Source organism: Pseudoalteromonas sp. R3, assembly GCF_004014715.1.
GTDB lineage: Bacteria > Pseudomonadota > Gammaproteobacteria > Enterobacterales > Alteromonadaceae > Pseudoalteromonas.
In genome coordinates this window covers 1,011,209-1,024,016 of record NZ_CP034835.1, presented here as the reverse complement: position 1 = coordinate 1,024,016, position 12,808 = coordinate 1,011,209, and the positions used below count along the sequence as shown (strand labels likewise).

13 protein-coding genes are annotated in these 12,808 nt (G+C 46.0%); 9 read left to right on the top strand and 4 right to left on the bottom strand.

The window, feature by feature from the left end; translation table 11 throughout:
• Window positions 1-31: 31 nt before the first annotated feature.
• A complete protein-coding gene (locus tag ELR70_RS09505) occupies window positions 32-583 on the top strand; it encodes a GNAT family N-acetyltransferase (protein ID WP_054017315.1) in 552 nt (183 codons plus the stop codon).
• Between the two features lie 14 nt (window positions 584-597).
• Here ELR70_RS09505 and ELR70_RS09500 read toward each other — a convergent pair whose 3' ends face one another.
• Window positions 598-903 (bottom strand): FHA domain-containing protein, encoded by a 306-nt coding sequence (locus tag ELR70_RS09500; RefSeq protein ID WP_054017314.1) that lies wholly within the window; start codon window positions 901-903, stop codon window positions 598-600.
• Window positions 904-1,136: 233 nt separating this feature from the next.
• Between ELR70_RS09500 and ELR70_RS09495 the strand changes: the two genes are divergently transcribed.
• Window positions 1,137-1,967 (top strand): transporter substrate-binding domain-containing protein, encoded by an 831-nt coding sequence (locus tag ELR70_RS09495; protein WP_054017313.1) that lies wholly within the window; start codon window positions 1,137-1,139, stop codon window positions 1,965-1,967.
• 89 nt (window positions 1,968-2,056) lie between these two features.
• On the opposite strand, the gene pyrC is transcribed toward ELR70_RS09495, so the two are convergent.
• Entirely contained in the window at window positions 2,057-3,100 is a 1,044-nt protein-coding gene (gene pyrC, locus ELR70_RS09490; RefSeq protein ID WP_054017312.1) for a dihydroorotase, read from the bottom strand.
• A 210-nt stretch (window positions 3,101-3,310) separates the two neighbouring features.
• On the opposite strand from pyrC, the gene ELR70_RS09485 reads away from it, so the two are divergent.
• From ELR70_RS09485 to ELR70_RS09465, 5 genes are all read left to right on the top strand, one after another.
• A complete protein-coding gene (locus tag ELR70_RS09485) occupies window positions 3,311-5,701 on the top strand; it encodes an EAL domain-containing protein (RefSeq protein ID WP_200908229.1) in 2,391 nt (796 codons plus the stop codon).
• Window positions 5,702-6,286: 585 nt separating this feature from the next.
• On the top strand, window positions 6,287-7,174 hold the full coding sequence (locus ELR70_RS09480; RefSeq protein ID WP_054017350.1) for a LysR family transcriptional regulator: 888 nt from the start codon (window positions 6,287-6,289) through the stop codon (window positions 7,172-7,174).
• A gap of 81 nt (window positions 7,175-7,255) precedes the next feature.
• Window positions 7,256-8,020 carry a YdcF family protein gene (locus ELR70_RS09475; RefSeq protein ID WP_054017311.1) on the top strand — a complete coding sequence of 255 codons (765 nt, stop codon included), beginning with the start codon at window positions 7,256-7,258 and terminating at the stop codon, window positions 8,018-8,020.
• Window positions 8,021-8,193: 173 nt separating this feature from the next.
• Complete coding sequence (locus ELR70_RS09470; RefSeq protein WP_054017310.1) at window positions 8,194-8,553, top strand: hypothetical protein; 360 nt, start codon at window positions 8,194-8,196, stop codon at window positions 8,551-8,553.
• Window positions 8,554-8,702: 149 nt separating this feature from the next.
• Entirely contained in the window at window positions 8,703-9,899 is a 1,197-nt protein-coding gene (locus tag ELR70_RS09465) for an iron-containing alcohol dehydrogenase (protein WP_054017309.1), read from the top strand.
• A 21-nt stretch (window positions 9,900-9,920) separates the two neighbouring features.
• On the opposite strand, the gene ELR70_RS09460 is transcribed toward ELR70_RS09465, so the two are convergent.
• On the bottom strand, window positions 9,921-10,385 hold the full coding sequence (locus ELR70_RS09460) for a GNAT family N-acetyltransferase (protein ID WP_054017308.1): 465 nt from the start codon (window positions 10,383-10,385) through the stop codon (window positions 9,921-9,923).
• Between the two features lie 98 nt (window positions 10,386-10,483).
• Window positions 10,484-11,140 (bottom strand): glutathione S-transferase family protein, encoded by a 657-nt coding sequence (locus tag ELR70_RS09455; RefSeq protein WP_054017349.1) that lies wholly within the window; start codon window positions 11,138-11,140, stop codon window positions 10,484-10,486.
• 110 nt (window positions 11,141-11,250) lie between these two features.
• Between ELR70_RS09455 and ELR70_RS09450 the strand changes: the two genes are divergently transcribed.
• Window positions 11,251-12,081 carry a LysR substrate-binding domain-containing protein gene (locus tag ELR70_RS09450; protein WP_054017348.1) on the top strand — a complete coding sequence of 277 codons (831 nt, stop codon included), beginning with the start codon at window positions 11,251-11,253 and terminating at the stop codon, window positions 12,079-12,081.
• Between the two features lie 121 nt (window positions 12,082-12,202).
• Window positions 12,203-12,799, top strand: a complete 597-nt coding sequence (locus ELR70_RS09445) for a porin family protein (protein ID WP_054017307.1) — start codon at window positions 12,203-12,205, stop codon at window positions 12,797-12,799.
• Window positions 12,800-12,808: the final 9 nt, after the last annotated feature.

Sequence of the window (12,808 nt, the reverse complement as noted above, 5' to 3'; positions counted from 1 at the left end):
GAGCTGCCATTGCTCTCAATAAAGGACCATAATGACAGCTTTAATCCAGCCACATCAGCAAGCCTATTCGCTGCAATGCTATGCACCGGGCACACTTAACGATATAGACAAGCTTAGACTGGGTGAGTTTCGCAGCGCAGTATGGCGCGAGCAAGGCCATATCGTCAGTCACTGCCCAACACCCGATTCATGGCTTGAGAGCGCAGATATTGAGGCATATATCTGGCTGGCAGCACACCAGGGAAACATCATCGCCACAGCCAGAATGAACCTTTGCACTGACCTGGCACATTTACCCGAACAACAACTTTACCAACCGCTGAGTCACCAACTGCTTACCCCGCTGGCAACCTGGGGACGGCTTGCCGTCGCTACGCAGTGGCGTAACCAAGGGTTGGCTAATCATCTGATTAAAGCGCGCCTGATGCTGGCTAAAGAATTGGGTTGTCGGAATATCGTGTTAGATTGTCCGGTTTCACGGGTCGCAGCTATGCGGGCACATAGCTTTAAGGTGCTGCTACCACCACAGGCTGGTATTTTTTTCCCTGACATTCAATTTGTCGTCATGGGCCGTACGCTCTAGGACGTCATTCTGTTTTAACCGGGCGGCGCCAAGCAACTCACAATAAAGCTGTGCGGGTGTAAATCTGAAAAAGTGATCACATCGCCCAGGTTAAGCACTCTATCTGCATCAGGTGATATCTTAAGCTGGTTCACAAACACACCGTTTTTACTGATATCTCTGAGCGTCCAATGCTCACCTGTCCAGGCAATTACCGCATGGTGACGCGATATCTCGATTCCTAACACCAAAGTATCAACCTCACTCTCTGCCCGACCAAAACGGTGCTTAGATTTAAGAAGGATGTGGTCATTGGTTTGTGTTAATAAAAGATGTGCCATGCCTGTGCCTATCTGAGTATCCTAACGTCGAATCTTGCTAAAGTGCGTATCTCACAAAGAAGAAATACCCAACTCCTGAGCATGAGATTGTAATCGTTACTTCATAATGATGACATTACGCCGCCTTACACTTTTCGTAGCTTGCATTATTAATTCTGTATGTAAATCCAATACTGGCATCTGGACAGATATTATCTAAAGTTAAAATAAGATTTACCGCTGGAAATACAGCCGTGTCAGAAGTGGGTAAGGCGAGACGATGCAGGAAACTGCATCAAAAGTATTCAGATTATATACAAGCGGTGCGCTTGCTGGTGTTATGTATTTTTTTTGCCAGCGCCCTTGTACGTGCCGCAAGCCCGATACCAGTCACTATTTTAGCTGATGATAGCTATCCACCCTACTCTTATGTTCAAGATGGAAAATTGGTTGGGATATACCCCACCCTAATCCTGGAAGCCGCAAAACTCATTAAGGAAGAATATCTGGTTGAGTTGCGTCCCATTCCCTGGAAAAGAGGCGTTGCCGCGCTAGAACATGGTGAAGCATTCGCTCTGATGCCACCTTATATCCATCTTGACACACGCCCCTATATTTGGCCCTACTCTGTTGCGCTCAAACAAGAAGAAGTCGTGGCCTTTTGCAACCCCGGTGTCACGTTACAAAATATCACTCAGAGTCATAGCGAGAAGGAGCCAATTAATATCGGCTTGAACGCGGGCTTTTTGATCCTGGACGATGCACTCAAGCAAGCAAGAAAAAACGGACATATTGTTGTCTGGGAAAACAAGAACACCCGCGCTAACATCATCAAGCTATTTAAAAAGAGGATCGACTGTTACATTAATGACCGACTCTCAACCTTAATTGGTATTAGTGAGCTACAGGATCAATTGCCCGGATTATCAGCACAATCATTTGTCGAAGACCGTGTGGTACTGAGCCGCAGTGCCCATATCGGATACTTGAAAGGGTACGAAGGAAAATATCCCTTTAAAGCTGACTTTATCACAAAAATGGATGCGGCCTTGAACACCGTTTTGCAAAAATCGACACATCCCTGACGAGTGCGAAGCGAAGCCAGCTAGATCGCACTGTATCAAATTACACAAAAAAGGCAGCCGAGGCTGCCTTTTCATGTGTGGTTGAGTGGTTACTCAGCGATAACCTGCCAATCAACGCTGGCACCCGCTTTGATTGGCACAACCTGAGTAGCGCCCAGAGGATAAGACTCAGGTACTTGCCAACTGTTTTTTTCCAGTGTGATGGTATCTGCATTACGTGGTAAACCGTAAAAATCCGGACCAAAGTGGCTCGCAAAACCTTCTAGTTTATCCAGTGCGCCAGCCTCTTCGAATGCTTCTGCATACAGCTCTATGGCTGCATGGGCTGTATAAGCACCAGCACAACCACATGCCGCTTCTTTTTTATCTTTAGCATGAGGCGCCGAATCCGTGCCCAGGAAGAACTTTTTACTGCCACTGGTCGCAGCACGCAATAGCGCTTGCTGATGTGTATTGCGCTTTAGTATCGGTAGACAGTAGTAGTGAGGGCGGATGCCACCAGCTAGCATGTGATTACGGTTGTACAGTAGATGGTGCGCAGTAATTGTCGCTGCGACATTATCCGGTGCCGATTCAACAAACTCGACCGCATCCTCAGTGGTAATGTGTTCTAACACGATTTTCAGTTTGGGAAACGCGTCGACAACTTTTTTAAGTTTAGTGTCGATAAACACTTTTTCACGATCGAAAATATCAATCGAAGAGTCCGTCACTTCACCGTGCACAAGCAATAACATACCCACTTCCTGCATCACTTCAAGAATAGGGTAAATATTTTCAACGTCAGTCACACCAGAGTCTGAGTTGGTGGTCGCACCTGCCGGGTAAAGCTTTGCAGCAACTATATGTCCACTGGCTTTTGCAGCTCGGATCTCATCAGCACTGGTATTATCAGTCAGGTACAATACCATCAGCGGCTCAAATTGCGCTTTCGGCTGTGCTGCAAGGATACGCTCCCGATAAGCCAGTGCGCTTTGCGTACAAGTCGCCGGCGGCACCAGATTAGGCATGATGATAGCACGCCCCATGTAGCGACTGATGTCGCGCACAGTGTCAACGAGTACCGCACCATCACGAAGATGCACATGCCAGTCGTCCGGACGAGTGATTGTTAAGGTCTGTTTACTTGTCATTGCTATTTCCCACTACTGAATTTGCCCGATCATAGGCCGAGCCAGCAGGTTAGTAAAGTTTTTCAGGTTAACCCGACACCCTTTGGGATTTGCAATGTCGCAAAAGTGTCATCAGGTTTACAGCGAATAGCAATTTAATTGCAACATTGACTGTAACGCATGATTTAAGAGCGTTAACATGGTAGAAGATTAAGTAATCAGGCCCATGCCATGCCAATACTGTCAGAAACAAAACTAGAATCAAAAACCGAACAGTTAAGCATCATTAACCAGTTTTCATCGTCGCTATTGCAGATCACGCACCTGGATGAACTCTTTGAGTATGTAACCAGTCAGGTAGTAAGCCGATTGGGGTTTGTTGATTGTGTTATTTATCTTAGCGACCCTGCGGGTCAGTTTTTGGATGTCGTCGCCAGTATGGGGGTTGCACACAAAGACATTGGCCACGAAGTACGTCAACAACGTATCCCTATTGCAGCTGGGATCACAGGTCATGTTGCGCGTACTAAGCAACCGTTTCTCTCTGGTAACGTTGCCCTTGAACCTATGTACATAGCCGACGCCCGGCCTGCGCTGTCAGAGCTATGTGTGCCATTGGTTTATGAAAACACGTTATTGGGCGTGATTGACTGTGAGCACCCTGAGCCCGATTACTTCACACAGGGGCATTTGCAGATCCTCTCTACAGTTGCCCACCTACTCAGTGCTAAGATTCATCAGGTGCGAACACTGGACCACCTTACAGCCACAGTAGATCAACTGCATCAGGCACAACAACTGGAAAAGTGCTTGCTGAAAATCGCGAATATCACTTATCAGTCAAGAAACCTAGAGGCATTTTATGATGAACTTTATAGCATCATCTGCTCACAACTACCTGCGGAAAACTGCTTTATCGGGCTTTACGACACCCAACTTGACGTCCTGGAGATAGATTATCTAATCGAGGCGGGCGTAAAATGCAGTGCTCACCAAAAGGTCTCCAAAGAACAGATCAAGCACACAGCCTCTTACTATATTATCAAACAACAAAAACCCTTATTGTGTGATCACCAGCAGTTTTTAACACATATAAGGCAGCAGAATTTTAAGATGGTCGGTCGCTCCCCCCGCTCCTGGCTAGGTGTTCCCTTTGTCGTCAATGATCAATATCAGGGCGTCGTTGTACTGCAAAGCTATGACAACGACCAGGCATTCAGCCAACACCATAAAGCCATTTTAACCTACATCAGTCGTCAGCTTAGTATGGCTATCGACCGACGCCTTGCCCGTCAAGCTCTGGAACACAGAGCACTGCATGATGACTTGACCGGCCTGGCCAATCGCTACCTATTACTGGAGCGTATCAAACATGCCATTTTATCTTTAGGGCGGAGTCAGTCTGCACACCAGCATTGTTTGTTATACCTTGACCTGGATCGCTTCAAAAGCATCAATGATGCGCTGGGGCACGATGTCGGCGATCACTTTTTAGTGGCCATAGTTGATCTTATCCGTGGCTGCATTCGCAAAACTGACACGTTTGCGCGCCTGGGAGGTGATGAATTCGCCATCTTTATGGAAAACATTAGTGACAAACACCAGGTCGAGCTGGCCCTGGAGCGGATCACGGGAGCCATTGCCAAGCCCATTCAAATCGACGGTCACCTACTGCAAGCTTCAAGCAGCATAGGTGTCGCCTTTACCTCGAGCGACTCAGACAACGCAATTACCCTGCTGCAACAGGCCGATGCAGCCATGTACGAAGCTAAATCTGCAGGACGTAGTCAGATCCGCTATTTCAATAATGAAATGCGTAAAAAGTTAAAGCAACAGGCCGATATAGAAAACGATCTACAAAATGGGATTAAGAACGGAGAGTTTGAGCTGTACTATCAGCCAATTTTTACACTCACTCAACCCAGAGTAGTCAGTTTCGAATCTCTGGTTCGCTGGCACCACCCTAAAAATGGCCTCGTCACACCGGATGACTTTATTCCCATCGCCGAACAGACGGGGCAAATTATTGAGCTCGATTTACACTTACTTGAATTGGCGGCACAACAAGTAGCACAGTGGCAGAGCGCCGGGTTTCAGGACATCAGCCTGACCGTCAATGTCTCTTCACGTCACTTTGCCAGTTTGGAATTTGTAGAGCAGATCGCAGCTTTATACCATACCTACCAACTGAACCAGGGGGCGCTCAGTCTTGAAATCACGGAGTCTGGGCTGATTGAAAACCTCAATCTGGCTACCAAGGTTATCAATGGCCTGTCACCTTTTGGTGTGAAGTTATATCTGGACGACTTTGGCACCGGATATTCGGCGCTTGGCTACCTGCACCAGCTACCGATCCATGTCCTTAAAATCGACAAGAGTTTTATCAATCAACTAACTGATGAAGAAAACCCACTGGTTGACGCCATTTTATCACTCGCGAAGTCACTGGACCTGGAAGTTGTTGCAGAGGGCATAGAAACTCAGCAACAGTTTCAGTTGTTGAGCACAAAATCATGTCAGTATGGACAAGGCTTTTTAATTTCTCACCCTCTTAAAACTGCACAGGCTTTGGCCTTTCTACAAACAGGACAGATTACGGGTACAATGAAAAATGCCCCCTGAGGGGCATTGGTTAACTGGCTTACACATTAAGCCGGTGTGGCTCTCAATGTTTTTATGCATATTGAATTGATTATGTCACTCCCCTATTAGACCTGCCCGGCAAACTCAAACCCGGCAGTGCTTCGAGACAAGTTAACCGACCATGATACATTTCTTTCATGCCTCGTAATTCACTGGGGCGTGAAGACCCTTAGCAGCGCCTGTTGTATTGGTTGTCTCATTAAATCCTTTTAACTGTTCAGTTGAGAGCACACTGCGTCGAGATAAACGAAAGTCTCTGAGTGTATCATGTCAGCATGCCAAGTTTTTTTGAAAGTTTAGATGGCCAAAATTTGCACCTCAGCTCTCATTTTCACAACGGATGCTTTCTCAAAACCAACTTGAGTAAAATTAAATTGTATTTTTTTAAAAAAAAGTCAAATAAAGAATGACAACGCTGTCAAAAATAATGCTATAGTGATTTTGTAAATATTTAGTCAATCGCTGTTGGATTTTTAGACGTCTAGACGTTGAATAGCTAAGGTTCACAGCGTAGTATGGGTGTAATCTGAGTTTTACTCACGTTTAGAATGAGATTTGTTGATGATGATAGATATAAAGCACTTAAAAACCATAGCGACCCTGAAAGAAACCGGATCACTGGTCAATACAGCGCGTGAGTTATTCCTCACTCAGTCAGCACTTTCTCACCAAATCAAAGATCTGGAAAACAAACTAGATTGTCAGTTGTTTGAACGCAAGACCCAGCCTGTCCGATTCACTCCACAAGGTATGCTGTTACTAGAATTGGCCAATGATGTTTTACCTAAAGTAGAAGCAACCAAATGTCGTCTGAAGGAAAGTCTGAATCAACCTATCTCACAATTGAGACTCAGTGTTGAATGTCACGCCTGTTTCCATTGGTTACTACCAACCATAAAAGAGTTCAATAACTTCTGGCCAGACATAAAGGTGGATTATGAACGTGGTTTTAGCTACGACGCAATCCCCGAATTACTCAGTGATGAGTTAGATTTAGTCCTGACCTCGGATATTCGCGAGCCTGAGCACGTAGAGTATGCACATATTTTTGACTTTAAACTGAAACTCATTGTTGCACCTGATCATGAGCTCGCCAAAAAAGCCTATGTCACTGCACTGGACCTAAAAGACGAGACCATCATTTCTTACCCCATCCCCAAAGAGCGTCAGGATATCTTCAAACATTTTATCCAGAATGCCCGATTTGATGGCACTTTGAAAACTGTGGACCAGGGGCTACTGATATTTCAGTTGGTCAGTGCTGGTATGGGTGTAGCAGCCCTGCCAGACTGGTTAGTTACCCCTTATGAAAGTCAGGGGTTGATCAAATCTATACCGTTAGGCGCATTGGGCCTGAATCGCCCCATGTATCTTGCAATGAAAAAAAATATGAAGGATAACCCAGTTTACCGCCACTTCCTGAATACATGTAAACAATCCGTCAATCGCTGAACAAGTAGTCAGCAGATTTACCCAAGCAATTGAGAGATAATGAGGTAAACTAGGGGCAAACTGATATAAACGGATCATTTTATGTTTGAGGTAAAAAAGGTGATTGGGTCGCTATTGATGCCCTTACCACTGACCCTGCTGTTGCTTGCGCTCTGCTTGCTGTTTGTCGCCAGGACAAACCACAAGTCATACCTGACCAGCTGGCTATTGGTGATTGGCCTCTGGGCAATCAGTACCCCTTACTTTGCAAATGTACTCATTACACCCACAGAGCAAAAGTTGACCCCGTTTTCAACAACCAAGCATAAAAATGTAGACTATGTTGTCGTACTGGGGTGTGGTGTACACCCAGCTCCCCAGCTGCCGGCAAATTTACAACTATCAGGCTGTGCGCTTTCCCGCCTGTCCGAGGGGTTGAGGCTGATTCACATCTACCCACAGGCTCAGCTAATTGTTTCAGGCGCCGGATATGGCAAAACAACAAACAGCGCTATGATGGCCAAGACTGCAATTGCCCTTGGCATACCGGCAAACAAAATTATTCAAAATCCAAAGGCCAGAGACACAGCTGAAGAAGCTTTATTACTCGCAACCAGACTAGTTGACAGTAAAGTAGCCTTGGTCACTTCCGCCAGCCACATGGCGCGGGCTCAGGATTTATTCTCTGCACAGGGTGTCGATACCCTTGCCGCGCCCGTACAATTTTATAGTTACGGCAATTCGCCGGAGTATCGGCGCTTTATCGCCAATGCATCTGTATTACACGCTGTAACCACCTATGCCCATGAACTGATAGGAAAGCAATGGATAGCACTGCGCCGAATGATCGACCCACAGGCTTTGTAATACCAATTTCACTTAATTAATCCAAAAGTTGGATATTTCCCCCTTGAGCAGGGACTGATTTGCGATGAATCAGAGCTTAAAAACGCAAAAAATTGAAAAATTACTCAAAAATAGGTATAAATATCGTTTAATCTTAACCTGCGTATCCGCGTATAACACGACTGGGATTTACGATGAGTAAACTAGATAAAACTGAAGTTTTAAGTGCATTTGAAGCCGCATATGAAGCCGCACACGGCAAAAAGCCAGAGATCACCACTAAACCTGGCTGGTACAGCATTGACGGTGGCAAAAATATGCGTCTGGCAGATGTAGCAGCTTTAACCGAAGAGCTAACTTCAGGAACAGCCGCGACAGAACAACCTGCGCCAAAGAAAAAAGCAACAACCAAGGCAGCAGCGCCAGCGGTTAAAAAAGCAACCCCATTCACGGTTGTCAAAGCAAATGAAGATGGCTATACCGCAGAAGAGGCCTGGATCATTGAGCTAGCAGAAAAGGACCATGACTGCCGTTTACCACGCGGAGTAGTGTAACTCTCTGCGTATGGGCCAGCACTTAAGCTGGCTCACCCTCCTTCTAAAGTAGCTTAATTTCAAGTACCTGCCACATTAAATCTTTGCCATACACGGGCAATTTCAGCTATGCTTTTGTGCAATAAACCACCACTCGAGCTATCCGGGTTATGCACCTACTCTATCGCTGTTATCACTTTTTACTGAAATGCATTGTCAGATTTATTGGTATTCCGGCACCGGAACTCTATAAAGGGTTAACGGGGCTTAACAGCGCCATTCAAGATCTGACTTTACCACATGATACTCAGGTCTTGCTGGTAACAGACAAAGTCCTGAATGAGCTAAACGTCATTTCACCCGTCATCACAGCACTGGAGGCTCAAAACCTGCGCCCTGTCGTTTATGATCAAGTTCAGGCAAACCCCACGGTAGAAAACATAGAACAAGGCTATCAAACCTACCTTTCAAATGAGTGCAAGGCGATTATCAGTGTTGGGGGTGGTTCGGTACTAGACGCAGCAAAGCTTATTGGTGCTCGGGCTGCTCGGCCAAAACACACTGTTGATGCCTTTTCAGGCTTGTTTAAGGTGCTTAAAACACTACCACCAAATATTGCAATACCGACTACAGCTGGCACAGGATCTGAAACAACGGTTGCAGCTGTGTTCAACGACGAAAAAAGGGGTAAAAAGCTCGCTGCTGCGGACTTTTGTCTGGTCCCGCAACGTGCTGTTTTGCTGAGCCAGCTCACTACCAGTTTACCGGCCGGGATAACAGCAACTACAGCAATCGACGCACTGACTCACGCCATTGAAGCCATCTTAAGCATAAACGCGACTAAGCTCACGAATGCCAAAGCACTCGAAGCATGTGAGCTCATATTCACCCATCTGCCTATTGCTTACACTGATGGTCAGAACCTGCTGGCAAGAGAAAAACTACTATATGCATCTTTCCTGGCAGGGCAAGCATTCACACGAACATCGGTAGGCTATGTGCATGCCATTTCACATCAACTCACAGCCAGATATGGTACCCCACATGGTCTGGCAAACGCAGTATTGCTGTTACCAGTTCTACATTGGTACGGCAGCAGAATACATCGTCAGTTGGCGGACATTGCTCGTCATTGTAGCCTGACTTCTTTGGATTACCCTATTGAGCAACAAGCGCAAGACTTCATCACACACATTACGCAATTGCTGACACAGCTCAACATTCAGGCTCACCTCAGTGAAGTACTCAGTGACGATATTCAGTCACTGGCAGTCCAGGCACTTGAAGAGGCTCATCCAGATTACCCAGTACCACACTTTATGGCGCTGCCAGACTGCCAGCACATTCTGACACAAATACGCGCCTGACAGCCAACTCAGTTTGACTGATTACACATCGTTTCTGAATCGTTGCCGCGTTACAGTGCCCCAATGTGGGTCATCGTATGTATCTTCTTCCATATCTTTTACGCCGGCCTCAGCAATTGCCCTGCGCCAGAATTGCGTTGCATAGTCAGCACCAGCAATCTGCTTAACTGTCCACAGGCCTGGTGAATTGACCCAGATAGCGCGAGCAAACCGAGTACCTAGTCCTGCTTTGCGAAAACGAGGTACTATATAAAATTCACAGACCTCAAACTCTTTATCGTGATGCTGTGCAATCGCGGCCAACCCTGCCGGCGTTTTGTTTACATAACACAAATAGCCCGTGACACTCCCTTCCAACAAAGTATCTAATGCAAATAGCCCGTCAGGGCCCGGGCTTTTATCTGTGAGAGGAGAAAACTCAGCCTCGTAAGCCTGAGCCAGATTATTATAGATGGTTTGATTAACAGGGGTAACCGGGGTCAGCATTAGACATTTCCGCTATTGAGCAACATACAGCAATAAGTATATTGCTCAAATAAGGACACAGTATGCAGATAACCCTGATTTTAATACCCGCGGCTTAATTAGTCGCGAGGACTGCCAGCTTCATCACTTGGCACTATATCCCGCTCAAGCAAGGCAGCGGCTCGCCATTTATCTATGGCAGGGCAAGCAAGTACTTTTTCCATATACACACTTTCTTCAGAGCCAAGCTCTATGCCATAGGTGAGAAATCGCATTACAACCGGCGCAAACATGGCATCGGCTATACTCCAGTCACCAAATAGCCAGCCTCCCTGCTGGCCAAATTCCTGCAATTGTTCTCGCCAAATTTGTGTGATCCTTTCTATGTCTTTTTGTGCTGCCGCAGATAAGTTCACATAACGTTTTGCCCTAATATTCATTGGCATTTCCGCTCTAAGCGCCAAAAAACCGCTGTGCATTTCACTACTAAGTGCACGTGCCCGTGCCCGTAACTCTGGGTTCGCAGGCCAAGCCTTCCCAGAAAGATAAGCCTCGTTGATGTATTCGCAGATTGCTAAAGACTCCCAGACCACCACATCTCCATCAACAAGAAGCGGCACCTTGTTGGTTGGGCTAATACCAGACAAGGTCTGATAAAATGCGTCTGTTTCTAGTTTCAATATGGTTTCCTGAAAATTTAAGTCATACTTTTCAAGCAATAACCAAGCTCTCAAAGACCATGTAGAGTAATTTTTGTTGCCGATATAAAGCTTCATAGTCGTCCTTCTTTCAATAGCGATAATTTTTACAGCCCCCACTTTAAGTTGCTTTATCAAGCGAAACCAACGGATAATTCTAATATCAAACATCAAGAACTCTTATGGGTATGGATATAGAATCATTGCGCAGCTTTATCGCTTGCGTCGAAAACGACAGCTTTACTCGTGCAGCTAACCAGCTACACCGCACTCAGTCAGCCATTAGTATGCAGATGAAAAAACTCCAGGAAGATATAGGTAAGCCTCTGTTTGAAAAATCAGGCCGTAAAATGCATTTAACTCAAGATGGGCATACTTTAATGCGCTATGCAAAACAACTAGTTAGACTGCACGATGACACTCTGACACACATGCGTCAAAGCGAACGAGCCACACTGCTCAGGCTGGGTTGTCCTGACGATTATGCTGACACTATTTTACCTTCACTCATCACTTTGCTGCATCAACATTGGCAGAACCTTGAACTTGATATTCACTGCATGTCCAGCAACCGAATAAAAGACGCCCTCGATCAGGGTGAACTGGATTTGGGTGTGATCACGCGAAGCCCAGATTCCGAGGAAGGATTATTCCTATACCATGATCAGGGGGTATGGGTTGGCACTTGGCATCCAGAAACGCCTATTTCACTCGCCGTATTTCAACGAGATTGTCGCTTTCATCAGGCCGCCATTGAGGGGTTAATGAAGCAGGAACGGCCATTTAAAGTCATTGCTAATTGCCAAAATGCTTCAGCTTTACGCGCTCTGGTTAAGGCTGAGTTAGCAATCGGCGCGCTCGCACGAAGTAGCGTAGAAGGTCTTAATATTCTTAGTGATCAGGATTTGCCACCATTACCTTCTATAGACGTTGTTCTGATCAGAAGCAATACCCCCCCAAACCCTGTCAAGGAGACAGACCTTAAGCAAATCAGCCGTGGTTTTCACCCTACTGACTAATTGATTCATATTTGCTCACAGCCCCCCTACAAGCGCTTACATTTTATGACACCCCACAAACAGACTCTCACAAGGAGTCTGAATAAACTTGTCAGCAAGTTAATCAAACGGAATGACAGCAATGAAATCTTTATCTCTCCTCTCACTGGTTTTTGCAGTTTCAGCCTCTTTTGCATCGCAGGCTGCACAGCATGATGAACAACACCGCGTAGGTGCTCAGCTATTTGGCGGTAGCGCCTCTTACAATAGCTCCGATCAGGATGGTGACGGTGTTACCCATGTATACTTTTACTACAACTATCAATACGATTCGACCTGGGCACTGGAAGCCGCTTACAACACAGGTATGGAAGCGGATGAATGGGAATGTAAGGACGATAGTGATGATAAGTTCACTTGTACACGTAACGATAAAGCCTTGTTTGGCCTTGGTGCAAACGAGTTAGACTATGACAACTTTGTATTGGCTGTTAAAGGTCAGTACCAGCTTAGCGATAATAACTACCTGTATGCTAAGCTCGGCGCACATTATTACGACTATGAAATTGGCTACAAAGGCAAAACCATGGTTGAAGAAGATGGCATCAGTTTCCTGACAGAAGCCGGCTGGCAGTACGATTGGGACAATGGGATGTCGGTTAACGCCAGTATTCAATACCTGGATATGGGTGACCTGGACACAACAAACTTAGGTTTAGGTGTCAGCTACCGCTTCTAAATAAAAACC

Coding starts and splice junctions, on each gene's coding strand:
- ELR70_RS09505 (WP_054017315.1), top strand. CDS start 32: ATGACAGCTTTAATCCAGCCACATCAGCAAGCCTATTCGCTGCAATGC.
- ELR70_RS09500 (WP_054017314.1), bottom strand. CDS start 903: ATGGCACATCTTTTATTAACACAAACCAATGACCACATCCTTCTTAAA.
- pyrC (WP_054017312.1), bottom strand. CDS start 3,100: ATGACAAGTAAACAGACCTTAACAATCACTCGTCCGGACGACTGGCAT.
- ELR70_RS09485 (WP_200908229.1), top strand. CDS start 3,311: ATGCCAATACTGTCAGAAACAAAACTAGAATCAAAAACCGAACAGTTA.
- ELR70_RS09480 (WP_054017350.1), top strand. CDS start 6,287: ATGATAGATATAAAGCACTTAAAAACCATAGCGACCCTGAAAGAAACC.
- ELR70_RS09475 (WP_054017311.1), top strand. CDS start 7,256: ATGTTTGAGGTAAAAAAGGTGATTGGGTCGCTATTGATGCCCTTACCA.
- ELR70_RS09470 (WP_054017310.1), top strand. CDS start 8,194: ATGAGTAAACTAGATAAAACTGAAGTTTTAAGTGCATTTGAAGCCGCA.
- ELR70_RS09465 (WP_054017309.1), top strand. CDS start 8,703: ATGCACCTACTCTATCGCTGTTATCACTTTTTACTGAAATGCATTGTC.
- ELR70_RS09460 (WP_054017308.1), bottom strand. CDS start 10,385: ATGCTGACCCCGGTTACCCCTGTTAATCAAACCATCTATAATAATCTG.
- ELR70_RS09455 (WP_054017349.1), bottom strand. CDS start 11,140: ATGAAGCTTTATATCGGCAACAAAAATTACTCTACATGGTCTTTGAGA.
- ELR70_RS09450 (WP_054017348.1), top strand. CDS start 11,251: ATGGATATAGAATCATTGCGCAGCTTTATCGCTTGCGTCGAAAACGAC.
- ELR70_RS09445 (WP_054017307.1), top strand. CDS start 12,203: ATGAAATCTTTATCTCTCCTCTCACTGGTTTTTGCAGTTTCAGCCTCT.